Raw genomic sequence first — 26,300 nt, 5'->3', positions numbered from 1 at the left:
GGCGGGCCGAGCACAGCCGCTTCCCGCTCTACCCCGGCGAATCCGTCTGGATCGAGTCGTCATCAGGGCCGATGTGGCCCGAAGACGGACCCTGGCGCAGGGCTCCGGCTGCGCGTACTTCGGCGAGCGCCTGCCGGGCCAGCGGGCCGAAGTCTTCGCTGTTGCCGGTGTCGATCCACCGGTCGTAGGCGATCTCCCAGACGAGCGTGCCCAGCTGGGCGGCCACGCGCGCGGTCAGGAGCGGCAGTCCGCGGCGGTTGAGGGCCTCGATCATCGAGGCGGTGAGGTCGATCCTCTTCAGGGCTTCGCGTTCCCGCAGTTCCGTATTGGCGTTCAGCACGGCCTGGCGCCGGCCGCTGTACTCGCGGCGCTCGGCGGTGAAGAACGTCCGGCCGAGCGCGTCGAGGGCCTCCGCCACCACGTCGAGCGGCCCGGCCGTCGGCGGCGCCGAGGCGATTCCCTCGACGAGCACACCGGTCACCGTGCCCCTGTCGAAGAGCACCTCGCGCTTGTCCGGGAAGTACCGGAAGAACGTGCTCTTGGTGAGCCCCGCGCGCTCGGCGATCTCGATCACGGTCGTGTTCTCGTAGCCGCGCTCCTCGAAGAGGTCGAGGGCGGCGGCGGCGAGTCGTCCGGGTGCGTCGGGTTGCCAGCGAGCCATGGGAGCAGTGTACGGGACTTGGTCCCATCACTGGTGTACGGTCGATAAGACCAAGTCCCATCACTGGCCAGGAGAGGTCACCGATGAGTAAAGCTGTCCGTTATCAGCGCTTTGGCGGTCCGGAAGTACTCGAACTGCGGGAGATACCCGAGCCGCACGCCGCGCCGGACGAGGTTCGCGTCAGGGTCACGGCCGCCGGGCTGAATCCGATGGACTGGCAGATCACCACCCAGCCCGACATGGCGGCGCGGTTCGGCATCACCTTGCCGGCCGGGTTCGGCAGCGACTTCGCCGGTGTGGTGGACGAGGTGGGCGCCGAGGCCACGGGATTCGCGATCGGCGACCGGGTGTACGGGGCCGCGATCGGCCGGTCCGTCGCCGATTTCGTGCTGGTCAAGACACCTACGGAACACCTCTGGCCCACCCCGGCGGGCGTCGGCGACGAGGTGGCGGCCACGCTTCCGGTCTCCGGTCTGACGGCCTCCGCCGCGCTCGCCACGATCGGGCTCGACGCCGGGGACACCGTCCTGATCGGAGGAGCGGCGGGTGGCGTGGGCATCTTCGCCGTGCAGTTGGCGAGGCTCGCGGGTGCCCGGGTGCTCGGCACCGCCTCCGAGAGCACGTTCGGATTCCTGCGCGGGCTCGGCGCCGAACCCGTGGCGTACGGCCCTGGCCTCGCGGACCGGGTACGGGCCCTGGCGCCCGAGGGGATCACCGCCGCGACCGACCTGTTCGGAAGGGAGGCCGCCGAGACCGCTCTCAAGCTCGGCGTGGCACCCGAGCGGATCTCCGTCGTAGCCGACGGCCCCGCCCCGCCGCCCGGTGTGCGCACGGCGGGCGCCCTCGACGCGGGTCCGGGTGTCCTGGAACGGATCGCCGACGCGATCAGTTCCGGCGCGATCACGGTGCCGATCGCGGCGACCTTCCCGGTCGAGCGGATCCACGAAGCCGTGACGACGCAGGCCGAGAGGCATGTTCACGGCAAAATCGTGATCGCACTCTGAAGGCAAGCAGGTCGTTCCCGCCCTCGCCGAAGCCGCCCCCGGACTGGATCCGCACGCCCGGAGGAGGCCGCGGCTCCTGATCGCCCGGTTCACTGCCGTTGTCGAGGGTGACGGTCCGCATGAGCGAATGCCGTGTCGGCGGGGAGGCGGGTGCTCAGGGGCGGAGGAGGGCCTTGAGGACCCGGCGGTCGGCCATGGCCCGGTAGGCGTCCGGGGCCCGGTCGAGGGGGAAGGTCTCGTCGAAGACGCGGCCGGGGGCGATCGTGCCGTCCAGGACGTCGGGCAGCAGCTGCTCGATGTAGGCGCGGGCCGGGCCGGCGCCACCGGTCAGAGTGATGTTCCGCATGAACTCCGCCGGGCCGATGGCGCCCTCCACGTACTGGGGGACGCCGAGGCGGCTGACGATGCCGCCGTCCAGCACGGCGCCGAGCGCGGTGCCGAGGGCCTGGCGGGTGCCCACGGCCTCGATCGCCTTGTCCACTCCCCCGGTCAGCTCACGGATGCGGGCGATGCCCTCCTCGCCGCGCTCGGCGACCACCTCGGTGGCGCCGAACTCGCGGCCCAGACCGGTGCGTGCCTGGTGGCGGCCGGCGAGCACGATCCGCTCGGCGCCGAGCCGCCGCGCGGCGATCACCGCGCACAGGCCGACCGCGCCGTCACCGACGACGAGCACGGTGTCCCCGCGGCCGACGCGGGCGGTGACCGCGCCGTGGTGGCCGGTGGTCATCACGTCCGACAGCGCCAGCAGCGACGGGACCAGCACGGGGTCGGCGGCCGCCGGCACCTTGACCAGGGTGCCGTCCGCGTACGGGACGCGGACGGCCTCGCCCTGTCCGCCGTCGACGCCGTACCGGCCGCCGTCGCGGCACGAGATGTGCAGCCCCTTGGCGCAGTAGTCGCAGGTGTTGTCGCTGTAGGTGAACGGGGCGACGACCAGGTCACCGGTCTTCAGGGCGGTCACGTCCGCGCCGGTCTCCTCGATGACACCGAGGAACTCGTGCCCCATGGGACGGCCGGTGCCGGTGGCGGGCATCGACCGGTAGGGCCACAGGTCGCTGCCGCACACGCACGCGGCCAGCGTGCGCACCACCGCGTCGGTCGGCCGGACGATCCTCGGGTCGGGCCGGTTCTCGACGCGGACGTCGCCGGCTCCGTACATCACTGCCGCACGCATGAGAGCTACTACTCCAGGAGGAAAAGGGGGGCTGGGTCGTGGGGAGGTTCAGCGTTCGAGCATCCGCGCCTGGTCCGCGGTGTGGGTGGCGCCGGCGGCGGGCGGCAGGCTGCCGAGCTTGTGGAGTTGCCCGCTGGTCAGGGTGACCGCGTCGGCGGCGGTGTTCTCCTCGACCCGCTCGACGCGCTTGGTGCCGGGGATCGGGGCGATGTCGTCGCCCTGGGCGAGCAGCCAGGCCAGCGCGACCTGCGCGGGTGTGGCGCCGGCCTCGGCGGCCAGGGCCCCGACCTCGTCGGCGAGCACGAGGTTGCGCCGGAAGTTCTCGCCCGTGAAGCGCGGGTTGCCGCGGCGGAAGTCGCCTTCGTCGAACTGCTCGGCGGAGCGGACCGTACCGGTCAGGAAGCCGCGTCCGAGCGGGGAGAAGGGTACGAGGCCGATGTTCAGCTCCCGAAGGACGGGCAGGACGCGCTCCTCGATGCCGCGGGTCCACAGCGAGTACTCGGACTGCACCGCGGTGACGGGCTGGACCGCGTGGGCGCGGCGGATCGTTTCGGGGCCTGCCTCGGAGAGGCCGAACGCGCGGACCTTGCCCTCGGCGATCAGCTCGGCCACCGCGCCGGCGGTCTCCTCGATCGGCGTGTCCGGGTCCACCCGGTGCTGGTAGTACAGATCGATGTGGTCGGTGCCCAGCCGCCTCAGGGAGCCCTCGACGGCGGCGCGGACGTTGGCCGGGCTGGAGTCCAGGTTCCACGGGCCGTCGCCTCGGTGCGAGACCAGGCCGAACTTGGTGGCCAGCACCACCCTGTCCCGGCGCCCCTTGAGCGCCCGCCCGAGGAGTTCCTCGTTGGTGTACGGGCCGTAGATCTCGGCGGTGTCGATGAGTGTGACGCCCAGCTCCAGCGCCCGGTGCACGGTCCTGATCGACTCCGCGTCGTCGGTGCCCGAGCCGGTGTAGCCGTGGGACATTCCCATCGCGCCCAGACCGATCCGGGAGACCTCCAGGTCACGCAGCTTGATGTACCGCATCTCGCCTTCTTCCGCTACAGGGGTGTCGCCCGGTCTCCCGCCTCGCCCGGCCCGGTAGGTCGTGCCGGTGGGAGCCCGGGCGGCGGCGAAAGGGGCGGCGGCTGTCTTCCTTCCTCACCCTCGCCCGGATCGCTCCGGTTCGGCAGGGCGGGCTCTTCGGGGGTAATGACAGGGCCCCCTCCCGTCCGCGCGGCGGGTCCCAGCGGGTGAGACTGGAGTCATGGCATCCGAGAGCACGCACGGCGAGGGCGCCGAGCTGGGCCGCTTCCTGCGCGCCCGCCGCACCCAGACCAGTCCCGGACACGTCGGCCTGACCGTCGGCACCGGCATCCGCCGCACCCCCGGCCTGCGCCGCGAGGAGCTGGCCACCCTCGCCGGCATCAGCATCGACTACTACGTACGACTGGAACGCGGCAAGGAGACCCGCCCCAGCCCCGCCGTCCTCGACTCCCTCGCCCGCGCCCTGCACATGGACGACCAGGAGCACCAGCACCTGCGCGAACTCGCCGCCCGCGCCGCCCGGTACGCCCCGCAGCCGCCGCCCGCCCCCAGCCGCACGGTGCGCCCGCATCTCAAGCTGCTGCTGGAATCGCTGCGCCCGGACCCGGCCTACGTCATCAGCCGCAGCATGGACGTGCCGGCCTGGAACCCGGGCGGCCTCGCCCTCTACGCGGGTCTGGACGACTGGCCGGTCACGCAGCGCAACCTCGCCCGCTATCTCTTCCTGCACCCCGCCGCCCGCGACCTCTTCCCCGACTGGAACCGCCAGATCACCGGCTGCGTCGCCCGCCTGCGCGCCATCGCCGGCACCGCGCCCGACGCCCCTGACCTGACCGGCCTGGTCGGCGAACTCGTGCTCAAGAGCCCCGACTTCGCGGGCCTGTGGGAACGCTACGAGGTGACCGGACGCAAACCCGCGCAGAAGACCTTCCGGCACCCCCAGATCGGCACGGTCACCCTCACCTCCCAGTCGCTGCACGTCGAGGGCACTCCGGGACAGCGCATCGGCGTCTACACCGCCGAACCCGGCACCCCCGACCACGACGCCCTGCTCCTGCTCGACATGACCGCGCCCCGCCCGGAACACGGTTCCTCCCCGGGAGCGATCCGCCGGCAACCGTGAGCCACCGCCGCAGGGCGACACCCGCCCGGGGTCAGCCAGGGCGCGCAGGTCGGCCCCGCGAACGCCGGGTCAGGCAGGGCGTTCCGCGCGCGGAGCCTGCGCCGTGGCCCTCCCCTGAGCCGTTCGGCCTCCTCCGCCGTGGCGGCGGGCGGCACGACGAGCAGGTCCCGGCGGCCCCGCCCGGGAGTGAGCAGGCACACGGTGTCCCCGGCTCGCGACGGGCCCCTCCCGCGCGGGTGCACCGGCCGGTCCTCGACGGGCACGCCGTCACCGGACAGCGACCACATCGCGCCGTTCACGAGGACGCTGGTGACGTGCCCCCAGCGCGGCGGCAGCGCGGCGAGCAGTCCGGGGAGTTCGGCGGTCAGATCGTACGAACGCGGCCACCAGGCCCCGTCGACGCGCCGGACCGCGACGCCGCACCCGGGCCGCACGCCCAGGCGCAGCCGGGCGGCGGGCGGAGGGAGCGAGGGAGCGGTGATGGTCATGCGGAGTCCTGAGGCGAGGGCGGCCGGGGGCTCGCCTCGGCCGGGTCCTTCGCCGGGGACTCGGCGGGCGCGGGCCGGACCGGCGGCGCCGGGCGGGGCGCGGTCTCGCCCGGGTGGGTGCGGTCGGCCTGTGGTCTGCTGGTCTCCAGCCAGGAGCGGAGCGGGCGGGCGCCTCGCGCGGGGTCGAGCGTGAGGTGCAGGCGCGTCCCCGTGCCCGACGGGAACGCCGGGTAGCTGCGTTGCTCGCCCCCGGCGAACAGCAGCCGGAGGGCGTCGGCGACCTGGCGGGCGGCTTCGGCGTCCGGGGAGACGATGCGGACCTCGACCCTGCCCTCGGCGGGCGGACCGTCCGCGGCGTCCTGGGTCGAGGGCGCGGGGCGCGGCGGCACGAATTCGGTGGTCATCGGGCGGAACCTGTCCCGGGCCGCCGGGCGGCCCGTGCGGTGTCGCGCGGCCCTTGCCGTGCCGCGCGCCGAGGACGAGACCAGCCCTGTCACCGGAGTACGAAGGACCCTCGACCCTCCCCACCGTACTCCTGGCACCTTGCGGCACAGCCGTTTCCGGTCACGGGCGGCGTACGGTGGACCTACCGAGGGCATCACGCACTCCGGCCACCACGCCGGGTCGTCCCCGGCGAGCAACGGACTTCCGGGCCGCACCAGTGGTCGGCACGGAGACGGGTCGGCACCATGTCCCCTGCGATGACTCTCTCCCCGCTGGACATCCACCGGCGAAACCGCGGGGAGCGCACGCTCGTCACGCTCGCCGGGGACATCGGACCGGCCACGACGCCGCTGCTGCGGGCCGCGCTGGAGCAGTGCCTGCTGGACGGGGTCACCGTGATCGACGTCGACCTGGCCACGGTCGGCTCCTGCGACGCGCGGGGCCTGGACGTCCTCATGTCGGCCTCCCGGCGCGCCGGGCGGGTGCACACCCGGCTGCGGCTGCACCATGCGTGCGCCCAGATCGTCCGGCTCCTCGCGGCCACCGACCCCGCTTCGCCCCTCCTCGCGGCTCCCGCGAGTCCCGGACCGCTCGGCGCGTCCGGCGCATCCACGGACACGCTCACCGTGACGGGGACGCCCGGGGAACCGGCTCACCGGCCGGGCCGGCGGCCCCTCAAGGACGCGATCCGCGTGCGCCGGCTGACCCGGCGGCAGGCCGAGGACATGGGCGAGGACATCGCGGACCTGGCCGCGGTGTCCGTCGCGGGCACGCCCGGCGAGGCGTACCACGACCGTACGGACTTCCTGCGCCGCCTCGCGGTCACCGCCCGCCGTCCCGGCTTCACGTTGTCGGTCGCCGAGACGACGGAGCTGGTCGGGTGCGCCTTCGGTTTCCCGGTGGGCCCGGACGGCTCCGGCCGCCGGGGGTCCGACGCGACGCTCCAGGGGATCGTCCAGCGGCTCACCTCACGCGCGCGGTTCGTCGTCGTCACCCAGGTCGTGGCCCATCCGCACACCCAGAACCGTGAGATAGCCCGCTGCCTGCAACAGCGCCTGCTGGCGGACCGGCATGTCCCTCTCGGCGTCACCCTGCTCCATCCCGCCGACCGGGCGGGCCAGTCCGCCTTCTCGTCCTGGGGCTGGAAGAACATGGGCGAGGTCGTCGGGCTGCCCGGACCCGTCGCGCCCTGCGTGCTGGTCCTGCCTGCCGAAGGGCCGGTCCCGGCGGGCCGCTGATCCTTCGGGTGGGGCGATGAGCCGGGCGGTCGTACCGTCCGGATGGTCCCGTGGCCCGTTGGTGCGCCGTAGGGCCGCGTCCCGGTGCGACGTCGCCCGCCGCGCCGTACGTCAGGGCCGGGAGTAGCCTGGCAGGTACCGAGAGCTTTCGGGCCCGCGATCGCTGCGGCGCCGTTCCCGGCGAGTGACGATACGGGCATCCGGGGGCCGCCCGGGACGGGATCGCGCGATGGACGCCAGCAGCAGGCCCCCCGAAGACACGGCGCCCGGCGCCGGACACACGTACCGGATGCCCTTGCCCCGCCTGCGCCTCACGCCGGACGGCAGCCATGGCCCGCTGGACGGGGCGTGGTGGCCGCGCTGCGACGCGCTGGAGCTGGAACTGCCCGCGCTGGTCGGCTCCCTGGACCCGAGCACCGGCGCCGTCACCCGCGTCACCGTGGAGTCCGCGGCCTGGCCGGACGCCCCGCACAAGGTGATGACGGCACCCGGGCATGTGATCGAGGTGGCCCTGACCGACGGAGCCGCCGAAGCGCACGCGATCACCGTGGACTGCGGGACCGTAGGGCGCTGGGAACTGCTGGTCGTCCCCCCGGACGAGCCGGCCGGAGCGGCCGCCCAGCTGCTGGCCGCGGCCTCCGACCCCGCGAACCCTTTGTCGGCCCGGCGTCTGCTGGCCCTCACCGAGAGCGGCCCCGACGGACAGGCCCTGTGGGAGTCGGAGGGAGGAGCCGGACCGAGGTGAAGCAACCGGAGCCGGCCGGTCCCGTCCGACCGGCGGGACCGGGCGTCGACGACCCCGTGATGGAGCGATGGCACCGACAGACCCTTTGTCATCCCTGCCCGGCCTCCCGCGCAAGGCGAACCACAGCGGGGGAAAGGCGACGGCGGGACGGCGCGCGGACCGCTCCGAGAGCTTCGGGGAAACTCTTCTCGGACAGATCCTCGACAGCGCGCACGAGCTGCCGCCCCACCTCATCGGTCCCCTGGTCGCCGACGTGGTGGAACGGCTCGGGGCCCGCCGACCCCAGGTGCTGCTGCAGGACTACGGCCAGCTGCTGCCGGCCCCGCTGCCCGGTGACGGCCTCGTGGGCGGGGAACCGCACCGGATCGACGGCTCCGAAGCGGGCCGCTGCTTTCTCGACGCCCGGCCCGTCGAGGCGGCCGAGGCCGACGGGGTGCGGGTCCATCTGCCGCTGCTGGACGGCGGGGATCAGGTCGGGGTCATGGCGGTGACGCTGGACAGCGTCGACGACGGCGACCGCCGCCTGCTGCACAGGATCGCCGCTCTGGTCGCCGATCTGCTGGTGACCAAGCACGGCTACTCCGACCTCTTCTTCGGGGTACGACGCGGCGAACCGATGAGCGTCGCCGCCGAGATCCAGTGGGCCCTGCTGCCACCGCTGGCGATGATCATGCCGCGCATCGCGGTGGCCGGGATCCTGGAGCCCGCCTACGACGTGGCGGGTGACGGCTTCGACTACGCCCTCAACGGCGACGTCCTCCATGTGGCCATGATCGACGCGATGGGGCACGGCCTGGACGCGGCCACGATGGCCACCGTGACCATCGGCGCCTACCGGCATGCCCACCGCGCCGGGATCGGGCTGCCGGAGATCTACTCCTTCATGGACCGCGCCGTGGCGGACCAGTTCGGCTCCGAACACTTCGTCACCGCGCAGATGATGCAGCTGGACACCGCGACGGGCCATCTGCAATGGGTCGACGCCGGGCACCCGCCGCCGATGCTCGTACGAGATCACCGTGTCGCATGCCGGCTGACGGGCCCGACGACCCTCCCGGTCGGCTTCGGCGGTCCGGACCCGCGGATGAGCGAGGCGAGGCTGGAACCGGGAGACCGCCTCCTCTGCTTCACCGACGGGCTGACCGAGGAACACACGGCGGGTGAGAGCCGTTCGGGGAGGAGCAGTTGGTCGACCGGGTGAATCACCTGGAGAGGACCGGCCGCGGGATCCGGGCGGTGGTGCGCTGCCTGTCCCGCCATCTCGAGCGAGCGCGCGGCGGACACACCACCGACGACGCCACGCTGCTCCTGGTGGAGTGGCGCGGCTGACCGTGCCGCCGGGCACCCGCCTCGCCCGTTTTCAATATCTGTAGTGGCGACATGAGAAATCACTGCGGTGCCCGATGACTATTCCTGCGGCCGCACTCCGCACAGAAATATTCTCGTGATCGGGCCGCCATCGACGTGCTACTGTCGTCATCAGTTGCAGGTGTGGTTGCCAGAAGTTATTTCCGACGGCCGATCATCACGGCGACACGGAATACGCACAGGGCGTGTTCCCGACACCGTCTCCGAAGGGAAACAAAATGGCTACTGGCACCGTGAAGTGGTTCAACGCGGAAAAGGGCTTCGGCTTCATCGAGCAGGACGGCGGCGGCCCCGACGTCTTCGCCCACTACTCGAACATCGCCGCCCAGGGCTTCCGCGAGCTCCAGGAAGGCCAGAAGGTGTCGTTCGACATCGCGCAGGGCCAGAAGGGCCCGACGGCCGAGAACATCGTTCCCGCCTGACACAGCGGCACTGACGCATACTTCACAGCTGGGGCCCGCACCTTGGGGTGCGGGCCCCAGCTCGTTTTTTTCAGGGTCGATCCGACCCTGCTTTTCGGCTCGTTCTCGCGATTCTCTGCGCCGCTCCTTCTGCTGCGGAAATTCCTTGACACGCGCCCGCATCGAGGAAGGTTCCGCATGAACCGCACACGCACGACTCGAACGTACAACCGCTTCGGAGGAAGTTCCGCCGCGCGCCGCTCCGGCGGGTCCGGCGGGGCCGGAAAGCGACAGCCCCTCCAGGGTGAGTTCGCACTGCCGGTGACCGTCACACCCGCGTTGCCCGCCGTCGACGCCTTCGCCGATCTCGCCATGCCGAGGCAGTTGCTGAGCACCCTCGGGCAGGAAGGCGTGAGCGTACCGTTCCCGATCCAGGCGGCGACCCTGCCGAACTCCCTGGCCGGCCGGGACGTGCTCGGGCGCGGTCGCACCGGGTCGGGCAAGACCCTGGCCTTCGGGCTCCCGGTGCTGGCCCGCACAGCTGGGCGACGCGCCGAGCCGCGCCGGCCACTGGCCCTGGTCCTCGTCCCCACCCGGGAACTGGCGCAGCAGGTCACCGACGCGCTCGCCCCCTACGCCCGGTCCGTGCGGCTGCGGCTCGCCACCGTCGTCGGCGGCATGTCCCTCGGCAGGCAGGCCGGTGCGCTCCGTACCGGCGCGGAGGTGGTGGTCGCCACGCCCGGACGGCTCAAGGACCTCATCGACCGCGGGGACTGCCGGCTCGACGACGTCGGCATCACGGTGCTCGACGAGGCCGACCAGATGACCGACATGGGCTTCATGCCGCAGGTCACCGCCCTGCTCGACCTGGTGCGCCCCGGCGGCCAGCGGATGCTGTTCTCGGCCACCCTGGACCGCAACGTCGACCGGCTGGTCCGCCGCTATCTGAGCGACCCGGTGGTCCACTCGGTCGACCCGTCGGCCGGTGCCGTCAGCACGATGGAGCACCACATCCTCCATGTGCACGACACGGACAAGCACCGCACGACCACCGAGATCGCGGCCAGGGACGGCCGGGTCATCATGTTCCTGGACACCAAGCACGCCGTGGACCGGCTGACCAAGCACCTGCTGGACAGCGGTGTCCGCGCCGCGGCCCTGCACGGCGGCAGGTCCCAGCCGCAACGCACCCGGACCCTGGCCCAGTTCAAGGACGGACACGTCACCGTCCTGGTGGCCACCAACGTCGCGGCCCGGGGTATCCACGTCGACAGCCTCGACCTGGTCGTCAACGTCGATCCGCCCAGCGACCACAAGGATTACCTGCACCGTGGCGGGCGGACGGCCCGCGCCGGTGAGTCCGGCAGTGTCGTCACCCTCGTGACCCCCGGCCAGCGCCGGGGCATGACCCGGCTGATGGCCTCGGCCGGTATCACCCCGCAGGTCACCCCGGTCCGCTCGGGCGAGGCGGAGCTGAGCCGCATCACGGGCGCGCAGGCCCCCTCCGGCATTCCCGTGGTCATCACCGCGCCGGTCGTGGAACGTGCCCGGCCCACGTCCTCGCGGTCCCGGTACCGCCGGAGCCGTGCCGGTCAGGGCCGGCCGGGCGGTGCCGGGACGGGCCGCGGGGCACGGCGACAGTCCGGGGACGGCACTGCCACCCGGGCCGGCGCGGCCCCCGGAGCCGCCATGGCCTCCCGGTAGCCCCGGGGGCTTCGACAACCGCGACCCTGCGGCCTTACGACAACCGCACCACCGCGCACGTCCGACGACCGCGCGCCCCGCGGCCTCTCGGCGACCGCACCGGCCACCGAGCCGACCGGCCCCTCCCGAAGGAGACCCTCTTGACGCCAGCGCGGACGCACTACCGCGACGTAGTACGCGTGACCACGGTTGACGACATCGCGGGACCCGGTGGTCCCCGGGTGCCGGACGACATGACCGTCGAGGTGGCTCTGGCCCTCATGGCGGGCGCGCGGGTCGACTACCTGACCGTGTGCGACGGGGACGACCGGAGCACGGGTTTGATCACCCTGGTCGGGCTCACCGTGCTGCGCGAGAGTGCCGCGTACACGGACCGTATCCGTCTGCGGGACGTCCTCGGCGGCTCCCTGCCCCCGCTCGGCTCCCGCGCCGGGGCCCGCACCGGTGGCCGCGGTACGTACGGCCGGGTTCCGGGCGTCCTCGCCGTGTCGTCCTGATCCACCTGGCCTGAGGGCCCGTCACGACTCCTCCCGCGACCGCTCCCCTGTGAGGCCTGCCCCGTTTCGCGGAGCCGGGTGTGGCGGCCTCCATGGCTTCGTGCGCTGTGTCGTCGCCCGGTATCCGTTCGGCCTGGCGAGGAGCGGACCACCATCTCGGTCCCCCGGTGGGGGCTCTGCCGACGCGCGTCGGCAGAGCCCCCACCGCTATGTCACCGCCCGGGAGACACCACCGCCCCGGAGACGGCGCCTCACTGGTCGACGTAGGTGAGGTCGCCCACGGTCCACGCGCTCACGTCCTTGACGGCCACCCGGTACATCCCGCCCGACTGCGGGATCCCGAGGCTGCCCTGAAGGATCCGGGCGAGATGGAAGTGCAGGTACGCGGGCGCCTCCTCGCGACCGGGCCGGCTGTGCGGCGGTCGCCGCGCGAAGACGTCGGAGAACGGGCCGAGACGGTCCGAGTCCTTCAGCACCTCCGCCACCCGCTCCCGCCATACGGCCTCGGGAGCCAGCCGACCGGTGATCACGGCGCCGCCGACGACCACGGTCATCGACATCTGATTGCTTCGCTCGGACTCCACCGCGGCGGCAATGGCCATGAGCAACTCATCAGGGTTCCACATGACAGCAGAGTTTATTCAGTCCCCGCTTCCTTCCGCCGGGCCGGGCACCGGAACGAGAAGGTCCGGGGCGGCGGCGGGGACGGCCGATGGTGTTGAATCTTCCCCGGGGCCCTGGTGCCGTACGGCGCCGGGCCCCTCGACGCGTTGCACAGCGAGGTGACATGACATCGGACAATCCCCTGAATGATCGTCTGGACGACGACGACTACCCCGCGTACACGATGGGCCGGGCGGCCGAGATGCTCGGCACCACCCCGGCCTTCCTGCGCGCCGTCGGCGACGCCCGGCTGATCACTCCGCTCCGCTCGGAGGGGGGACACCGCCGGTATTCGCGGTACCAGCTGCGGATCGCCGCTCGCGCCCGCGAACTCGTGGACAAGGGGACCCCGATCGAGGCCGCGTGCCGGATCGTCATTCTTGAGGACCAGCTGGAGGAAGCGCAGCGCATCAACGCCGAGTACCGCCGTGCCGCCGACGAGGCGGCGGGCGACACCGGCTCCGGCTCCGGCTCCGGCTCCGGGTGAAATAGCCGACGGGGGCCGCCGTGCCCAGGGGCCGCGAGGAACCGTGCCGACGCCCCCGGGCCCGTACGTACGGCTCAGGCGGCGACGTCCCGCATCTCCTCACCGGACCAGGCCGGCCATACGGTCGGTCTCCCGCACCGGGTCTCCGGGGGCCCGCCGCACCCGGGGGGGGGGACGGCCTCAACTCTCCCGCCGTCCCGCCCGGGTGCGGAGGGCGCCGCTCGTCCAGGGCCGCCGTGGCAACCGTACGGCCGGGTTCCCGAACGGGACCATCGGAGCAGCGGAGTTCCGGTGCGCCGCGCGCCGGATCCCGGTGGCGGAGTACGGCCCGCGAGGAAGGGCAGTGTGGTGTGGTGGAGGGCATGAGGCCGGACGGAGAACACCGGAAGTGGCTGTCGGCGACGGATCCGGACCTGTGGCGCCGGGTCGTCGAGCAGCTGGACAAGGCCGTGGCCGTGACCGACCCGGCGGGACGCGTCGTCGCCGTCAACCCGGCCGCCGCGCGGCTGCTAGACCGGCCGGCCACGGCCATGCACGGGCAGGATCTGCACGACCTGTGCCACCGTGACCCGGCAGGCGCGCGGATCCCGAGGGAACACTGTCCGCTGCTGCGGGCCGCGGCCGGGGCGCGCTCGGCGCGCGGCGACGACTGGTGGCTCCGGGGTGACGGACGGCTCGTCCCGGTCTCGTGGTCGGCCACCCCCCTGATCCGGGACGGTGTCCTCCAGGGGATGGTCGTCCTGGTCGCCGGGACCACCGCCGACCGCTGTGCCCACGGCGAGCGCTCGGCGCCTGCGGAGCGGGCGGACCGTACGGACCAGGCGGATCGTACGGACCAGGCGGAACGAGCCGCCCGTACGAGCGCGCTGGAGAGCCTTGCCGAACGGTTGACCCTCGTCGCGGAGATCACCGATGTGCTCGGGCAGACCCTGGAGGTGGACGAGGCCCTCGCCCGGCTGAGCCGGCTCCTGGTCCCCCGGCTCGCCGACTGGGCGGCGGTGGATCTCCTGGCCGGGCCCCGGCAGGTGCACCGGGTGGCGGTGACGGGGCCCGAGGGCCGCGACGCCGGTCAGGAGGACTGGCACGGTCAGCTTCCGCCACCGGCCGGGGAGGCGTCCGCCTCACCCCTGGTCCGGGTGCTGCACGGAGGCGCTCCCGTGCTCCAGGAGCGGGCGGGCGCGGGCGTACTGCCCGGCTCCCCCCTGGCCGCCGTGCACAGCGCCTTCCTCACGGCGACGGGCGCGGCCTCCGTCATCACGGTGCCGCTGGGCACCAGACGGCAGGTAACGGGCGCCCTGACCCTGGTGCGTACCGATCCGGCCCGGCCCTTCGGCACCGGTGACCTGGAGGTGGCCGGGGACATCGGGCGCCGGGTCGGCCTGGTCATCGACAACGCCCGCCGGTTCGGCCGCCAGCGCGAGGTCGCCGAGGCCATGCAGCACAATCTCCTCGCCCCGCTGCCCGGGCACGGCCGGGTCCAGCTGGCCGCTCGTTACCAGCCCGCGCCGGCCGGTTCGCAGGTCGGCGGCGACTGGTACGACGCGTTCACGCTCCGGGACGGCACCCTGGCCCTGGTGATCGGCGACGTGGTCGGCCACGATCTGACCGCGGCGGCCGGCATGGCGCAGCTGCACGGCATACTGCGCTCCCTCACCTGGGACCACGCCGGGCCGACCGGTGCCGTGGTGGACCGTCTCGACAGCGCCATGCACGCCATCACCACCGTGCCGATGGCCACCCTCGTCCTGGCCCGGCTGGAAGGCCCGGACACCGGTCCGTGGACGCTGTACTGGACGAGCGCCGGGCACCCGCCGCCCCTGCTGCTGACTCCCGACGGCAACGCGCAGTACCTGGAGGCCGGTCAGGGGCTGCTGCTGGGAACCCAGTTCGGCGGTGCCCAGCGGCCGACCGCCGCCCACGCCCTGCCCGCGGGCTCCACACTCCTGCTCTACACCGACGGCCTGATCGAGGTCCCCGGAAGCGACCTGGACACCGGGTTCCGACGGCTGCGCCGCCACGCCCTCGCCCTCGCGGAGGAATCGCTGGACACCCTGTGCGACCAGTTGTCGGCCCGGGTGCCGGCCGGCAGCACCGACGACATCGCCCTGCTGGCCCTGCGCCTGCCCGGCGCCCCCTGATCCGGCGGGCTAACGCCGGGGCGCTCGTATCTCCGGGGCCGCGGCACCAGCGCGCGCGGCGGACGGGCCGTACGGCCGCGAGGGTGCCGCTTCCGGCGTACGGCCACCCACCCCCGGGACCGCGATGTCTCGACGGCGGAGCGCGGCGCCATGATCGGCGAGCAGCCGCCACTGGAGGCGCCGGGCCGGGTCCCGGGCACGGCCTTGGTTCTCGGGGCACGCCCGGGGGCGGCCCGGTCGGTCCGGCCGGGAGCCGCCGTCGCGGTGCGGGCGGTCTCCGGCGGGGTGTCACCCGGCGGCCTGCGACATGTCGGAGGGGGTGTCCGCGGCGATGCCGTGCTGTTCGCTCTCGGGGCGTCCCTGCTCGGGCAGCAGGAAGGTGACGGCGAGGAACGCGGCCAGGAGGCACGCCTGGACGATGAGGGCGCGCTGGAAGCCGCCGCCGAAGTCGCCGGTCTCGGCCCGGGCGAAGAACACGGAGCCGAACACGGCGACGCCGAGGGAGCCGCCGAGGGACTGGACGGCGGACAGGACTCCGGAGGCGGAGCCGATCTCGTCGTCATCGACGGCGGCGAGGACGAAGCTGAACAGGGCGGCGATGACCATGCCGGCGCCGATACCGGAGACGGCCACGCCGGGGGCGATGTCCCAGATCGTGAACGAGCCCGGGGTCAGGCCGTCGAGTTCGGCCCAGAGCAGGGCCGCGCCGGCGAGCTGGACGAGCGGGCCGGTCTGGAGGACCTTGCGGCCGATCCTGTCGGCGAGGACGGCGCCGCTGACCGCGCCGCCGATGGCCGTGCCCACCGCGAGCGGCAGGTTGCCGAGTCCCGCGTCACCGGCGGTGAAGTGCCGGCCGATCTGGAGGTAGAGGGTCAGCACGAGCTGAGTGCCGACGAGCCCGGCGAAGAACAGGGCGATGCCGCCGAGCCCGACGGTGAAGGCGGGTTTGCGCAGCAGGCCGGGGGCGACCAGCGGCTCACGGCCCGCCGCTGCGGTACGGCGCTGGTGCAGGGCGAACAGGGCGAACCCGATGGCCGAGGCGGCCATGCACAGCCACGTCCACAGCGGCCAGCCGTCCTCCTGCCCCTGGTTCAGCGGCAGGACGAGCAGCGCGCAGGACGCCGCGACCAGCGCCGCACCGGCCGAGTCGACGCTCACCGTGCGGTCACCGGCCTTCCTCGGCACGAACTTCGCGGCGACGATCAGGGCCGCGATGCCGATGGGCAGGTTGACCAGGAACACCGACCGCCAGCCCAGGCCGAAGAAGTCGCCCTCGACGAGGAAGCCGCCGAGGACCGGGCCGATGATGCCGCCGAGCCCGAGGACGGGGCCGAAGACCGCGAAGACCTTGGTGAGTTCCGGACCGGAGAAGTTCTCGCGCAGCAGGCCGAGACCCTGCGGCAGGAGCATCGCGCCGGCGGCGCCCTGCACCAGCCGGAAGACGATCAGCGACCCGATGCCCGGCGCGAGGGCGCACAGCAGCGAGGCGGCGGTGAAGGCGGTCAGGCCCAGCAGGAACATGCGACGCCGCCCATAGCGGTCGCCGAGCCGGCCGCCGAGCACGAGCCCGGCGCCGAGGGTGAGGGCGTAGCCGCCGATCACCCACCGCAGGCCGACGGGACCGGCGCCGAGTGATTTCTCCAGGTCCGGACCGGCGACGTTGACGATCGAGGCGTCCAGGAGATCCATGATCTCCGCGACGAGCATCACCGCCAGGATCAGCCACCGCCATCGGTAGGGCTCGGTGGTCCGGTCAGGGGCGGGGAACGGGTCACGCACGCCAATTACCTCCATGGTGAAGTATTTCTATGATGAAGGTAAAGTGGGCACGGTAGGTTGTCAAAGCGGCCCGGTCGGTGGACCGCACCGCGGAGAGAACGGCGGAGGGGCCTTCATGGAGGAAGTGATGCGCGACGGCGTCGCGGCACAGCGTGAGCGGCTGATGGAAGCGCTGCGGATCTACGGCGGCCACTACGCCGAACTCAGCCGGCGCTTCGCCGCCTGGCTGGGCCTGCACTCCACCGACGCGACCGCGGTCCTGCAGATCGCCGCCGCCGAAGAGCGCGGCACCCCCCTGTCACCGGCGCGGCTGAGCGAGCGCATCTCCCTGTCCACGGGAGCCACCACCGCGCTCCTGAACCGTCTGGAGGCGGCGGGGCACATCACCCGCGTCCGCGAACACTCCGACCGGCGCATCGTCACCCTGCGCAGCGGCGGGCACATCCAGGAGCGGGCGGACGAGTTCTTCGGCCCGCTCGCCGGCCGCCTCGACACCACGATGTCGCACTACCCGCCCCGGCTCCTGGAGCAGTTCGAGACGTTCATGGCCGACCTGAACGCCACCATGGACACCCACCTCGCGGAGCAGGGAACGGCGGCACCGCACTCCCCCGCCACCCCTCCCGACCGGACTCCCTGACCGGCCTGCACACTCGCAAACGTCCTGTTAGTACGGGACGAGGGGATCGGCGATCAGGTGCGGGCCGGGGCGGGCCCGAGGCTCGTTCCGGGCACCAAGATCATGCCGATTCGCCCCGATTGCCGGCGCGGCAGGTTCATCGGCAGCGGCCACCCTCCGGGGGAGGGCCGTACGTCGAGCCCCGCGACCTCCGCAGAGTCCGACCGACGAACAGCGGGCTGCCGGGCTGAGCGGCAGGGGTGTGGGTACCCGGACGCCGTCGCGCATCCGGTATGCACCGCCCAGCCGGACGCGGCCCGTGAGCCGGGAAGGACGCATCAGCAGCATGACCGCGCAAACCCCCCTCCGCCGCCCGCCTCCCCGCGGCGGCAGTGATTTCGCCCGCCTGTCCAAGAAGATCAACGCGGCCGGTCTGATGGACCGGTGCCCCGGCTACTACACCGTCCGGTCCATCGCCGTGGCCGTCGCCTACGCGGGTGGCTGGAGCGCGTTCGTCGTCATCGGCGCCGGCTGGTGGACCCTGGCGGTGGCCGCGTTCCTCGCCGTGATGTTCGGGCAGGTCGCTCTGCTCGCCCACGACGTCGCGCATCGCCAGGTCTTTCGCCGGCGTCGGCCCAGCGAGACGTCCGGCCGCGTCGCCGGGGCCGCGATCGGGATGGGCTACGGGTGGTGGCAGGACAAACACACCCGCCACCATGCCAACCCCAACCACGAGGACCTCGACCCCGACATCGCCCCCGACCTGCTGGTGTGGTCCCAGGACCAGGCGCGCGCCGCGACCGGACTGCCGAGGATCCTCGGCCGCCGCCAGGCGCTCCTCTTCTTCCCCCTGCTCCTGCTCGAAGGGGTCAACCTCCACGTCTCCAGCGCGCGGGCACTGGGCAACCGGGCCCTGAAGAACCGCGCCCTGGACGGCACGCTGCTCTACGGGCACACCGCCGCCTACCTGACCGCGGTGTTCCTCGTCCTCCCGCCCGGCATGGCGATCGCGTTCCTGGCCGTCAACCAGGCCCTGTTCGGCCTCTACCTCGGCTGCCTCTTCGCCCCCAACCACAAGGGCATGCCGATCCTCACCGGCGACGACCGCCCCGACTTCCTGCGCCGCCAGGTCCTCACCGCACGTAACGTACGCGGCAACTGGTTCACCGACCTCGCCCTGGGCGGCCTGAACCATCAGATCGAACACCACCTGTTCCCCAGCATGCCCAGCCCCCATCTGCGCAAGGCCCGGCCCATCGTCCGCCGCTACTGCCAGGACCTGGGGGTCGACTACCTGGAGACCGGGCTGATCGCCTCCTACCGGCAGGCGCTCGCCAGTCTCCACCGGGCGGGAGCCCCGCTGCGGCGAGCCCGTACCAGCAGCGCCCGAGCATGACGCACCCGCGCCCGCAGATGATCTCGCCGCCCTCCCCGAATCGGGCGGCAACCCCGTCGAACCGCTCACGCGAGTCGCCGACGTCACCGAGGCGTCAGGAGTGATCGAACAGCGTGACCACACTCCGCGGTGCTTCCCGGCCGAAGAAGACCTCCAGGTTCTTCGCCGAGCGGTCGGCGGCCTCACTGCCGCGCCGGAACAGCCGCTCCTCGTAGGCGGTGAGCGCGGCCTCGATGTCGGGTTGCTCGATCAGCTCGCTCGCCAGGTCGGCGCCGTCGTACATGGCGAGGTTCGCCCCCTCCCCGGCGAAGGGCGACATCAGATGCGCGGCGTCGCCGACGAGCGTCACGCCGGGCATCCTGTCCCAGGTGAGCCCGACGGGCAGGGCGTAGACGGGCCGGAGCCACGGTTCCGCGTCGCTGTGCGTCACGAAGGCGGTCAGCAGCGGCGACCAGCCGTCGAACTCGTCGGCGAGTCGACGGAGACCGGCGGACGGGTCGCCGAAGTCGATCGAACTCATCCACGCCTCGGGCTTGTTCAGCGCCACGTATCCGCGCACACGCCCGTCGGCGTAGCGATGGGCGATGATGCCCTTGCCCGGCGCGACCGCCATCAGTGTGCCGCTGCCGATCGCGGCCACGCTCGCCCGACAGTCCTGGTCGCCGTCGGTGGCGAGGGCGATCTCGACGAAGCACGTTCCGCTGTAGCGAGGCGTGGCGGGGGTAAGCAGCGGACGCACCTTCGACCAGGCGCCGTCCGCGCCGACGACCATGTCGGCGCGGGTGGCGGAACCCTCCGCGAAGGCCAGGTCGTAGCCGCCCTCCGCGCGGCGATGGAGCGAGGTGAGCTTGTGGCCCCACCTGATCGTCCCGGGCGCCAGCGCGTCGATGAGCAGGCGCCGGAGTTCCCCGCGGTCCACCTCCGGGCGGGCCGAGTCGGGGTTCGCGGGCATGTCGAACAGGATCGTGCCGTGGCGGTCGACGACGCGCTTGGCGTCCTCGCCCGGGCGGACCAGGGTGAGGAACTCGTCGTAGAGACCGGCTGCGCGAAGCGCGACCTGTCCGGTTTCCACGTGGATGTCGAGCAGGCCGCCTTGTGCACGGGTCTCCGCCGACGGCTCGCTCTCGTAGATCGTCGCGGCGACGCCGTGGGCCTGAAGCACTCGTGCGAGCGTCAGCCCGCCCAGTCCGGCTCCGACGATGGCGATGGTCTTCCGCATGCTGCGCTCCTGTGTCGCGCCGACACACGTCGGCGATGGTCAGCGCCGAAAGCGGGCGGGATGCCCGGTCTCGGCAAGGAGACGCTCACCGATCAGAACCATCTGCGTCGATGTATGCGCGATGTCCGGCGGGATGGATCCGCGGGGACATCGTTTTTCGCGACCCTGTGACTATAGCCCGGCGTCCGCCTCGCGATGACCGGGACCGGGCACGCTGCGACGGACGGCGCCGGCCCCGGAGTCTTCATCACCAACCCCCTTGGATCACGACGACGCGGGCGGTGTGCGGACTCAGGACGGCCGGGTGCGTCAGCCGGCCTGGTCGCAGTCCTCGCTCCCCCGGCCCGCGCACACCCCGGGCGGGAAGCGGCGCGCCCGGCGCCTGCCGATCCTGCCCGTCATCATGGTCCTGTCGGACGCGCTCCATCGCATCGGCACCGTCCGCCTCACCGGCATCCACGCCCTCGTGCCGCTGCACCGGGCCGGGGACGCCCGCGTCGAACTCGCCGAGACGGCCGACTGGTTCGCGCCCACGGGTCCGCGAGGCGGCGCTTGAACGCACGTACCGGCATATGGAGATCAAGCCCCTCAAGTCCGCCGGGACGACGATTCCGGGGCTCGCCCGTCCCCTCGCCGGTGTGGTGCAGTCCGAGGGCTGCGCCACGCGCTCGCCTTCCGTTGCGACGGGCGCGAGTGGGCCACGGACGTGGTCGCGTGGACGACGGAGGTGTTCGCGGACTCGATCCGGGCGGTCACGGGACTCTTGGGCCCGGTACTCATCACTCATCACGGTCTCTTCGGAGGTCTGATCCGAACCCGCGGGCGGCAGCGGCGCCCCGGCGACACCGACGGCACGGGCCAGCGCGGTCACCGCCCGGGGCATCCAGCCGATGTGCAGCACCGGGACCTGGGGCGCCGCCTGGTGAGGGGTCATCAGTCGAGACCCCGCACGATGTGGGCGTCGTCCGGGTCGTCCGGGTATCCCGCGAGGTGGAGGGGGCGTGGAGCGAGCCACAGGCCGCGTGCGCAGACCTCGCCGAGCCGGGACGGCACCCCCGAGCCGGGCTGTTGGGGGGTGGCCGGGCCGGGCTGGTCGCCGGGCGGTTCGGTGCCGAGGGCGGGTGCGGTGCTGTCCAGGGTGGTCATCGCTCGTTCCTCCTCGATCGGGTGGGTGCCTTTTCCGGTCAGTTCAGTGCCTGGGCCGGGTTCGCGGTGCGGGCTCCGGGCCGGGCGGCGAGGATCACGGCGCCGGTGACGGCGACGACGGCGGCCGCGCCCCACATGACGGCGGGCGCGTGTCCGGCGCCCAGGCCGAGTCCGCCGAGGACCAGGACCACGGTGTTGGCGCTTCCGGTGAGCTGCTCCATGCGCACGGTCACCCGGCCCCGGGTGGGGCCGTCCAGCGCGGACAGGCCGTCCTGGGTGAGCGGGCGGGCCGCTCCCGCGCCGAGGCCCAGCAGGGCGATGGCGATGATCACCGGCACCAGGCGGGACGTCGTCGCGAGCAGGACGAGCGAGGCGGCGACACAGGCGAGGGTGGCGGCCAGCAGCGGGGCGGCGGGCGTGGTGCGCAGCAGTTTCGCGGTCCAGCGGGCGACGAGCAGCGCCGCGACGTTGAACACCGCGAGCAGGACGCCGAACAGGGCGAGGGAGACCTTGGTGCGCACGAACAGCAGGTACGGGATGAAGCCGACGAACGCGGCCAGGGCGACACCGCGCAGGCACACGTAGTAGGCGATCCACCATCCCGCCCCGCCGGTCCAACCCCCGCTCGTCGCCGGAGCGTCGGCGTTGGGGGTGGTACGGGCGGCGGGGAGCCGTACGGAACCGACACCGGTGGCGGCGGTGGCGGCGGCCGCGCAGGCGAGCGCGGACAGCAGGAACACGGTGAGGCGGGTGTGCTGGAAGATCACGGCGCCGGCGATGCCGGAGCCCATGACGACCGCGAAGATCCAGCTCTGGGTGCGGGCCTGGATCTTCGAGGCCCGCTCGCGGTCCGGCTCCAGGACGCCCACCAGCGGCGACTCGACGCTCGCGGTGAGCGCGTAGCCGAAGCCGCTGAGGATCTGTCCCGCGACCAGGCCCGGCGTGCCGCCCGCGACCGTGCCGATCAGCAGCAGGCCCGCGGCCTTGACGATCTCCCCGCCGACCAGCAGGGTGCGGGGGCCGAACGCGGCGGAGAAACGGCCGACGAACGCCCCGGACACCATCACGGTGAACCCGTACAGGGCCAGCAGGGTCTGCGCGAGGGCGATGCCGAGGTGGTGCAGGTAGAGGAAGGCGAACAGGACCGGCAGATGGAAGTAGGCGCGGGAGATCAGCCGGTAGACGAACAGGGCGCGCAGGGCGCCGGGGCGGGGCGTGTCACCGGCCCCGTCCGGAGCGGCCTCGGCTCCGGACGGGGTGGCGGACCGGCGGGCGCTGCTCACTCCATGGCCCCCGAGGAGGCGAAGTAGTTCTTGTCGGCGCCGCTCTGGGTGGTGAACACCGAGGAGGAGTCCTTCGCACCGGGCAGCGGCAGGTGGACCGGGACCTGGGCGAGGCGGACCTGGCGGTCCTGGCCGCGCACCAGGAGGTCCTGGTAGGCGTCCCAGTCGCCGCCCGCGCACAGGTGGCGGTCGCCGGGGGCGCCGCAGCCCACGAGCGGCCAGGCGTCGGCGGCGGCGTAGTTCTGGAAGATGACGCGGCGCGAGCCGGTGGAGCGGTTGGGGCCGCTGGCGTGGACGGCGCGCACGTGGTGCAGGGTGATGGACCCGGCGGGCGCGGTCAGCTGGACGGCGTTGTCGAGCATGTCCTTGATCTGGGTGTGGTCCAGGGCGCCGGCGAAACGGCCGCCCTGGTTGTGGGAGTACACCTCCCCCAGGTGCGAGCCGGGCACGACCAGGAGGGGTCCGTTCTCCTCGGTCATGTCGTCCAGGAGGACACCGACGGCGACCAGGGAGTCGTTGGTGTGCGGGTAGAAGCCCCAGTCCTGGTGCCACTGGATGGCGTCGCCGGTGCCGGAGGGCAGCTTCAGGTTGATCTTGCTGCCGTACAGGCGCAGGTCGTCGCCGAGGAGGCCGGCGACGATGTCGAGGATGCCGGGGTGGCGCACCGTCGCGTCGTAGACCGGGTGGTGGCGGTGCGGCGACTTGACGCGCCGCACGTAGGGGCGGCCCTCGTGCTCGCCGATGTCGAGGATGCGGCGGTCGGCGTTCTCGTCGCCGGCCTGGGCGGCGAAGCTGTCGGTGACCTCGCGCAGTTCCTGGAGTTCGGAAGCGCTGAGGACGTTCTCCACCACGAGGTAGCCCTTGGCGGCGTACTGGTCGAGCTGCGTTGCGTCGAGAGCGGGCATGTCTCACCTCTGCGTCAGGAAAAGAGATGCGGGGCCGGGGCGGGATGCTCCGGCGGGGGCCGGTCCGTGTCGGTACGGGTGTCGTGACCGCACGGTGCCGGCCCCGGGAGGTCGGCCCGGGCGGACCGGCCGCTGGGTGGCCGGTGCCCCGGGGTGGATCAGGTCGGCTGCGGGACGGGCCGGGCACCCGGCGGGTGGCCGGGCCGTCCCGGGGACCGGCCCGCCGCCCGGGGGCGGTTGGGCCGGTCCGCTGCCGGTCAGGCGGTCGCGGGGACGGTGAGCTGTTCCGTGAGGAAGGTCAGGGTGCGCTTCCAGGCGAGCTGGGCCTGGGTCTCGTCGTACGTGCCGAGGAGGTTCTCGTCGTTGTGGAAGGCGTGACCGGCCGGGTAGAACTGCAGCTCGACGGGGGCGCCGGACTGGCCGCGGATCTGCCGGGCCAGGTCCTGGGCGCGCTCCGGCGGGGCGTAGGTGTCCTTCTCCCCGAAGTGGCCCAGTACGGCGGCCTTCATGCCGGAGAAGTCGGGGTCCTCGCCGGCGAAGACGCCGTAGAAGGGGACGGCCGCGGCGATCTTCTCGCCGGCGGCCGCGGCGAGCGCGAGCACGAAGCCGCCGCCCATGCAGAACCCGACGGTGCCGAGGGCGTCGCCCTTGACGGCCTCGTGCTCCAGGAGCCAGTCCACGGCGCCGACCAGGTCCGCGACGCCCTGTTCCAGGGGGAGGTCGCTCATCATCTTCCCGGCCTCGTCGGAGTCGTGGGTGGTACGGCCGCCGAACAGGTCGGGCGCCAGGGCGACGAAGCCCGCCTCGGCCAGCCGGTCGGCCACATCGGCGATGTGGTCGGTCAGCCCCCACCACTCCTGGATGAGGATCACGCCGGGCCCGCGGCCGGAGGCGGGCAGCGCGAGGTAGGCGTGGATCTCTTTGCCGTTGCGGACGAAGTGGGTGTTCTGCCGTGCCTGGGGGGCGCTCATCTTCTGCGGTTCTCCTTGAAGGGGACGGGTCCGGTGGCCTGGGCGGCTTTCGGGGGTGAAGGGGGGCCGGGGCCCCGCCGGGGCGGCAGGGCGTCAGCGGCTGGGCTGCAGGGCGCGCCGCACCAGCAGCGCGGTCAGCCGGCGTACGGAGTCCAGCGCGGCCAGGTCGCCGACCATCTCGCGGATGCGGACGGCCTGTTCGCCCGCCAGGGCGTCGGCGGTGATGCGGGAGAACTTGCCCCAGACCTCCTCGCCGGTCATGGGGTTCTGCGGGGTTCCGGTGGCGTAGCGCACGCGGCGGCGGAAGGTGCGCCCGTCGGTGGTCGTCAGGGTGACGACGCCGCCCCAGTTCTCCGGGTACTCGGCCTCCGCCACCGGGTCGGTCTCGACCTTCACCCGGTCGGCGAAGGCGTGGAAGCGGGTGTCGGCGAGCTGCTCGTCGCTGTAGCTGTCCAGGCCGGGCAGTTCGCCGTAGGCGGCCATGCCGAGGGTGAACTGGACGCTGAACTGGCCGCCGAGCGGGTCGACGGGGTGCACGATGGTGCCGACGTGCACGGCGCCGTGCGCGGACAGTCCCACCGTGACCTCGGCGATGTCGTCCGGGGTCAGGTTCTTCTGCCGCATGAGGAACTGGAAGGCTTCCAGCGGGGCGTGGATGAAGTAGCAGCAGTTGTACGACTTCAGGCCCACCTTCTCGATGATGTACCGGCTGCCGAGCCGGTCGGTGAGGCGCTCGACGCTGCCCTTGTCGGCGAAGACGTTCACGAAGCCCTTCGCGCCGTCCAGGACGGTCAGGGGTCCGGTCATGCCGCGCCGGGACAGGGCGACCGCGCGGATCCCGGCGGTGGTCGGGATGGCGGTGTGGATGCGCTTGACCGAGCCCCCGGACTGGGTGTACTCGATCAGGCCGCCGGAGAAGCTGCCCGCGATCGCCAGCGACTGCGCCAGCTCCTGCGGGTTCTGGCCGTGCAGAAGACCCGCGGCGATCGCGGCTCCGAAGGGGCCGGCCGCCGGCGGTGTGTGGTGCCCGCGGCGCAGGCAGTCCGGAGAGACCGCGTGCGCGGCGCGGAGCATGACCTCCAGGCCGGCGGCGGTGGCCCGCAGCAGCTGCTCCCCGGTGGCGTCGACTTCCTCGGCGACGGCGAGCGCGACCGGGATGATGACGGCGCCCGCGTGGGTCTGCACCATCTGGCAGGTGTCGTCGAAGTCCTGCCCGTGCCCGAACGTCGCGTTGGCGAACGCCGCGTGCTCGGGGTGCGTGCGCAGCCCGTGGAAGAGCACGGTCGACGAGCCCGTCGCGCCGAACTCGCGCACGTAGTCGTAGGCGGCCCGGCTCCACGGAAGCCGTGAACAGGCCAGCTGGAGACCCAGCTGATCGATGATCAGCTTCGTCACGTACTCCTGGACGGACGACGGAATTCCGTCGCGGTATATCTGGTGTGCGAACTCCGCGAGTGTCTCCGCCGCGGCGGCCCGGGATTCGTTCTCTGAAGGTTCTTTCCGCTGCTCCGGAATGAACACTGTCACCCTTTCCCTCCCCCTGGGGGATCGACTGCACCCTCGCCCCACGGAACTCAGACGCTCATGGGATCTCGAAGGCGCTCGACTGAGATATTCGCCGCAGGGAAAGAATCCGGTCAAGGTTGATCGGCGAATCAGTATCAGTGAAAGTTGATCCATACACGAAAGCAAGAAGGTGCCGGTCGGGTGCGGAGGGCCGTACGACGGAAAGCCACATGGAACACCACGGAAAAGAGCACGAAACAATGGCGTGCGACGAAAGAAAGGACACGGTCACGGGGCGGGCGCCGGAAAACGGGC

At 72.7% G+C, this 26,300-nt stretch carries 25 protein-coding genes and 1 pseudogene; 13 read left to right on the top strand and 13 right to left on the bottom strand.

From position 1 onward, the window contains the following. Window positions 1–28: 28 nt before the first annotated feature. Complete coding sequence (locus QHG49_RS33170; protein ID WP_159707546.1) at window positions 29–661, bottom strand: TetR/AcrR family transcriptional regulator; 633 nt, start codon at window positions 659–661, stop codon at window positions 29–31. An 83-nt stretch (window positions 662–744) separates the two neighbouring features. On the opposite strand from QHG49_RS33170, the gene QHG49_RS33165 reads away from it, so the two are divergent. Then, window positions 745–1,665 carry an NADP-dependent oxidoreductase gene (locus QHG49_RS33165; RefSeq protein WP_301492499.1) on the top strand — a complete coding sequence of 307 codons (921 nt, stop codon included), beginning with the start codon at window positions 745–747 and terminating at the stop codon, window positions 1,663–1,665. Window positions 1,666–1,819: 154 nt separating this feature from the next. Here QHG49_RS33165 and QHG49_RS33160 read toward each other — a convergent pair whose 3' ends face one another. Both QHG49_RS33160 and QHG49_RS33155 read right to left on the bottom strand, forming a co-directional pair. Further along, entirely contained in the window at window positions 1,820–2,839 is a 1,020-nt protein-coding gene (locus QHG49_RS33160) for an alcohol dehydrogenase catalytic domain-containing protein (RefSeq protein WP_301492497.1), read from the bottom strand. Window positions 2,840–2,887: 48 nt separating this feature from the next. Further along, window positions 2,888–3,865, bottom strand: a complete 978-nt coding sequence (locus QHG49_RS33155) for an aldo/keto reductase (RefSeq protein WP_301492494.1) — start codon at window positions 3,863–3,865, stop codon at window positions 2,888–2,890. Between the two features lie 220 nt (window positions 3,866–4,085). On the opposite strand from QHG49_RS33155, the gene QHG49_RS33150 reads away from it, so the two are divergent. Further along, window positions 4,086–4,988, top strand: coding sequence for a helix-turn-helix transcriptional regulator (locus QHG49_RS33150; RefSeq protein WP_301492493.1), 903 nt, complete (start codon window positions 4,086–4,088; stop codon window positions 4,986–4,988). On the opposite strand, the gene QHG49_RS33145 is transcribed toward QHG49_RS33150, so the two are convergent. Further along, window positions 4,877–5,476 (bottom strand): DUF5994 family protein, encoded by a 600-nt coding sequence (locus QHG49_RS33145; protein ID WP_301492491.1) that lies wholly within the window; start codon window positions 5,474–5,476, stop codon window positions 4,877–4,879. The two genes, QHG49_RS33150 and QHG49_RS33145, sit on opposite strands and share 112 nt — an antisense overlap. After that, window positions 5,473–5,880, bottom strand: coding sequence for a hypothetical protein (locus QHG49_RS33140; RefSeq protein WP_328707437.1), 408 nt, complete (start codon window positions 5,878–5,880; stop codon window positions 5,473–5,475). The genes QHG49_RS33145 and QHG49_RS33140 overlap by 4 nt, the downstream gene beginning before the upstream one ends. 297 nt (window positions 5,881–6,177) lie before the next feature. Here QHG49_RS33140 and QHG49_RS33135 point away from each other — a divergent pair, with 297 nt between their 5' ends. The 6 genes and pseudogenes from QHG49_RS33135 to QHG49_RS33110 all read left to right on the top strand — a co-directional run bounded on the left by QHG49_RS33135 (window position 6,178) and on the right by QHG49_RS33110 (window position 11,873). After that, entirely contained in the window at window positions 6,178–7,158 is a 981-nt protein-coding gene (locus tag QHG49_RS33135; RefSeq protein ID WP_301492490.1) for an STAS domain-containing protein, read from the top strand. A 289-nt stretch (window positions 7,159–7,447) separates the two neighbouring features. Beyond that, window positions 7,448–7,903, top strand: a complete 456-nt coding sequence (locus QHG49_RS33130; protein WP_301492489.1) for a DUF5994 family protein — start codon at window positions 7,448–7,450, stop codon at window positions 7,901–7,903. A gap of 67 nt (window positions 7,904–7,970) precedes the next feature. Beyond that, window positions 7,971–9,232 (top strand): annotated as a pseudogene (locus QHG49_RS33125) (PP2C family protein-serine/threonine phosphatase). A gap of 257 nt (window positions 9,233–9,489) precedes the next feature. Continuing rightward, on the top strand, window positions 9,490–9,693 hold the full coding sequence (locus QHG49_RS33120; protein WP_030939356.1) for a cold-shock protein: 204 nt from the start codon (window positions 9,490–9,492) through the stop codon (window positions 9,691–9,693). Between the two features lie 177 nt (window positions 9,694–9,870). After that, on the top strand, window positions 9,871–11,376 hold the full coding sequence (locus QHG49_RS33115; protein ID WP_201300750.1) for a DEAD/DEAH box helicase: 1,506 nt from the start codon (window positions 9,871–9,873) through the stop codon (window positions 11,374–11,376). A 179-nt stretch (window positions 11,377–11,555) separates the two neighbouring features. Further along, window positions 11,556–11,873, top strand: coding sequence for a CBS domain-containing protein (locus tag QHG49_RS33110; protein WP_159707536.1), 318 nt, complete (start codon window positions 11,556–11,558; stop codon window positions 11,871–11,873). Window positions 11,874–12,124: 251 nt separating this feature from the next. Here the strand turns inward: QHG49_RS33110 and QHG49_RS33105 are convergent, their stop codons facing one another. Continuing rightward, window positions 12,125–12,499 carry a hypothetical protein gene (locus QHG49_RS33105; RefSeq protein ID WP_145487774.1) on the bottom strand — a complete coding sequence of 125 codons (375 nt, stop codon included), beginning with the start codon at window positions 12,497–12,499 and terminating at the stop codon, window positions 12,125–12,127. Window positions 12,500–12,660: 161 nt separating this feature from the next. Between QHG49_RS33105 and QHG49_RS33100 the strand changes: the two genes are divergently transcribed. Together QHG49_RS33100 and QHG49_RS33095 are read left to right on the top strand one after the other, a co-directional pair. Then, window positions 12,661–13,023 carry a MerR family transcriptional regulator gene (locus QHG49_RS33100; RefSeq protein ID WP_301492487.1) on the top strand — a complete coding sequence of 121 codons (363 nt, stop codon included), beginning with the start codon at window positions 12,661–12,663 and terminating at the stop codon, window positions 13,021–13,023. Window positions 13,024–13,385: 362 nt separating this feature from the next. Further along, window positions 13,386–15,161, top strand: coding sequence for a SpoIIE family protein phosphatase (locus QHG49_RS33095; RefSeq protein ID WP_301492485.1), 1,776 nt, complete (start codon window positions 13,386–13,388; stop codon window positions 15,159–15,161). A 288-nt stretch (window positions 15,162–15,449) separates the two neighbouring features. Here QHG49_RS33095 and QHG49_RS33090 read toward each other — a convergent pair whose 3' ends face one another. Continuing rightward, window positions 15,450–16,955, bottom strand: coding sequence for an MFS transporter (locus QHG49_RS33090; protein WP_370530548.1), 1,506 nt, complete (start codon window positions 16,953–16,955; stop codon window positions 15,450–15,452). A gap of 100 nt (window positions 16,956–17,055) precedes the next feature. On the opposite strand from QHG49_RS33090, the gene QHG49_RS33085 reads away from it, so the two are divergent. Both QHG49_RS33085 and QHG49_RS33080 read left to right on the top strand, forming a co-directional pair. Beyond that, on the top strand, window positions 17,056–17,580 hold the full coding sequence (locus QHG49_RS33085; protein WP_301492484.1) for a MarR family winged helix-turn-helix transcriptional regulator: 525 nt from the start codon (window positions 17,056–17,058) through the stop codon (window positions 17,578–17,580). A 325-nt stretch (window positions 17,581–17,905) separates the two neighbouring features. Continuing rightward, entirely contained in the window at window positions 17,906–18,955 is a 1,050-nt protein-coding gene (locus QHG49_RS33080; RefSeq protein ID WP_159707528.1) for an acyl-CoA desaturase, read from the top strand. A 94-nt stretch (window positions 18,956–19,049) separates the two neighbouring features. Here the strand turns inward: QHG49_RS33080 and QHG49_RS33075 are convergent, their stop codons facing one another. Next, on the bottom strand, window positions 19,050–20,174 hold the full coding sequence (locus tag QHG49_RS33075) for an NAD(P)/FAD-dependent oxidoreductase (protein WP_301492483.1): 1,125 nt from the start codon (window positions 20,172–20,174) through the stop codon (window positions 19,050–19,052). Window positions 20,175–20,478: 304 nt separating this feature from the next. On the opposite strand from QHG49_RS33075, the gene QHG49_RS33070 reads away from it, so the two are divergent. After that, window positions 20,479–20,730 carry a hypothetical protein gene (locus QHG49_RS33070; RefSeq protein ID WP_301492482.1) on the top strand — a complete coding sequence of 84 codons (252 nt, stop codon included), beginning with the start codon at window positions 20,479–20,481 and terminating at the stop codon, window positions 20,728–20,730. Window positions 20,731–21,107: 377 nt separating this feature from the next. Here QHG49_RS33070 and QHG49_RS33065 read toward each other — a convergent pair whose 3' ends face one another. From QHG49_RS33065 to QHG49_RS33045, 5 genes are all read right to left on the bottom strand, one after another. Next, window positions 21,108–21,320 carry a hypothetical protein gene (locus QHG49_RS33065; RefSeq protein ID WP_301492481.1) on the bottom strand — a complete coding sequence of 71 codons (213 nt, stop codon included), beginning with the start codon at window positions 21,318–21,320 and terminating at the stop codon, window positions 21,108–21,110. A 38-nt stretch (window positions 21,321–21,358) separates the two neighbouring features. After that, window positions 21,359–22,603 (bottom strand): MFS transporter, encoded by a 1,245-nt coding sequence (locus QHG49_RS33060; protein WP_301492480.1) that lies wholly within the window; start codon window positions 22,601–22,603, stop codon window positions 21,359–21,361. Further along, window positions 22,600–23,508 carry a phytanoyl-CoA dioxygenase family protein gene (locus QHG49_RS33055; protein WP_159707522.1) on the bottom strand — a complete coding sequence of 303 codons (909 nt, stop codon included), beginning with the start codon at window positions 23,506–23,508 and terminating at the stop codon, window positions 22,600–22,602. The genes QHG49_RS33060 and QHG49_RS33055 overlap by 4 nt, the downstream gene beginning before the upstream one ends. A gap of 257 nt (window positions 23,509–23,765) precedes the next feature. Then, the gene (locus QHG49_RS33050; RefSeq protein WP_037652092.1) at window positions 23,766–24,479 is read right to left on the bottom strand and encodes a dienelactone hydrolase family protein; all 714 of its coding nucleotides are present in this window, start codon (window positions 24,477–24,479) and stop codon (window positions 23,766–23,768) included. Window positions 24,480–24,572: 93 nt separating this feature from the next. Next, the gene (locus QHG49_RS33045) at window positions 24,573–26,159 is read right to left on the bottom strand and encodes an MmgE/PrpD family protein (RefSeq protein WP_301492476.1); all 1,587 of its coding nucleotides are present in this window, start codon (window positions 26,157–26,159) and stop codon (window positions 24,573–24,575) included. Between the last annotated feature and the right edge of the window lie 141 nt (window positions 26,160–26,300).

Origin of the sequence: Streptomyces sp. WP-1 (genome assembly GCF_030450125.1) — a bacterium.
In the GTDB taxonomy this organism is placed as follows: Bacteria; Actinomycetota; Actinomycetes; order Streptomycetales; family Streptomycetaceae; genus Streptomyces; species Streptomyces incarnatus.
Note: the sequence above shows the minus strand (reverse complement) of the source record. Positions and strands in the feature narration are given on the sequence as shown.

Excerpts from the sequence above, each read along its gene's own strand:
- QHG49_RS33170 (WP_159707546.1), bottom strand. The coding sequence starts at position 661 with ATGGCTCGCTGGCAACCCGACGCACCCGGACGACTCGCCGCCGCCGCC.
- QHG49_RS33165 (WP_301492499.1), top strand. The coding sequence starts at position 745 with ATGAGTAAAGCTGTCCGTTATCAGCGCTTTGGCGGTCCGGAAGTACTC.
- QHG49_RS33160 (WP_301492497.1), bottom strand. The coding sequence starts at position 2,839 with ATGCGTGCGGCAGTGATGTACGGAGCCGGCGACGTCCGCGTCGAGAAC.
- QHG49_RS33155 (WP_301492494.1), bottom strand. The coding sequence starts at position 3,865 with ATGCGGTACATCAAGCTGCGTGACCTGGAGGTCTCCCGGATCGGTCTG.
- QHG49_RS33150 (WP_301492493.1), top strand. The coding sequence starts at position 4,086 with ATGGCATCCGAGAGCACGCACGGCGAGGGCGCCGAGCTGGGCCGCTTC.
- QHG49_RS33145 (WP_301492491.1), bottom strand. The coding sequence starts at position 5,476 with ATGACCATCACCGCTCCCTCGCTCCCTCCGCCCGCCGCCCGGCTGCGC.
- QHG49_RS33140 (WP_328707437.1), bottom strand. The coding sequence starts at position 5,880 with ATGACCACCGAATTCGTGCCGCCGCGCCCCGCGCCCTCGACCCAGGAC.
- QHG49_RS33135 (WP_301492490.1), top strand. The coding sequence starts at position 6,178 with ATGACTCTCTCCCCGCTGGACATCCACCGGCGAAACCGCGGGGAGCGC.
- QHG49_RS33130 (WP_301492489.1), top strand. The coding sequence starts at position 7,448 with ATGCCCTTGCCCCGCCTGCGCCTCACGCCGGACGGCAGCCATGGCCCG.
- QHG49_RS33120 (WP_030939356.1), top strand. The coding sequence starts at position 9,490 with ATGGCTACTGGCACCGTGAAGTGGTTCAACGCGGAAAAGGGCTTCGGC.
- QHG49_RS33115 (WP_201300750.1), top strand. The coding sequence starts at position 9,871 with ATGAACCGCACACGCACGACTCGAACGTACAACCGCTTCGGAGGAAGT.
- QHG49_RS33105 (WP_145487774.1), bottom strand. The coding sequence starts at position 12,499 with ATGTGGAACCCTGATGAGTTGCTCATGGCCATTGCCGCCGCGGTGGAG.
- QHG49_RS33100 (WP_301492487.1), top strand. The coding sequence starts at position 12,661 with ATGACATCGGACAATCCCCTGAATGATCGTCTGGACGACGACGACTAC.
- QHG49_RS33095 (WP_301492485.1), top strand. The coding sequence starts at position 13,386 with ATGAGGCCGGACGGAGAACACCGGAAGTGGCTGTCGGCGACGGATCCG.
- QHG49_RS33090 (WP_370530548.1), bottom strand. The coding sequence starts at position 16,955 with ATGGAGGTAATTGGCGTGCGTGACCCGTTCCCCGCCCCTGACCGGACC.
- QHG49_RS33085 (WP_301492484.1), top strand. The coding sequence starts at position 17,056 with ATGGAGGAAGTGATGCGCGACGGCGTCGCGGCACAGCGTGAGCGGCTG.
- QHG49_RS33080 (WP_159707528.1), top strand. The coding sequence starts at position 17,906 with ATGACCGCGCAAACCCCCCTCCGCCGCCCGCCTCCCCGCGGCGGCAGT.
- QHG49_RS33075 (WP_301492483.1), bottom strand. The coding sequence starts at position 20,174 with ATGCGGAAGACCATCGCCATCGTCGGAGCCGGACTGGGCGGGCTGACG.
- QHG49_RS33065 (WP_301492481.1), bottom strand. The coding sequence starts at position 21,320 with ATGACCACCCTGGACAGCACCGCACCCGCCCTCGGCACCGAACCGCCC.
- QHG49_RS33055 (WP_159707522.1), bottom strand. The coding sequence starts at position 23,508 with ATGCCCGCTCTCGACGCAACGCAGCTCGACCAGTACGCCGCCAAGGGC.
- QHG49_RS33050 (WP_037652092.1), bottom strand. The coding sequence starts at position 24,479 with ATGAGCGCCCCCCAGGCACGGCAGAACACCCACTTCGTCCGCAACGGC.
- QHG49_RS33045 (WP_301492476.1), bottom strand. The coding sequence starts at position 26,159 with ATGGATCAACTTTCACTGATACTGATTCGCCGATCAACCTTGACCGGA.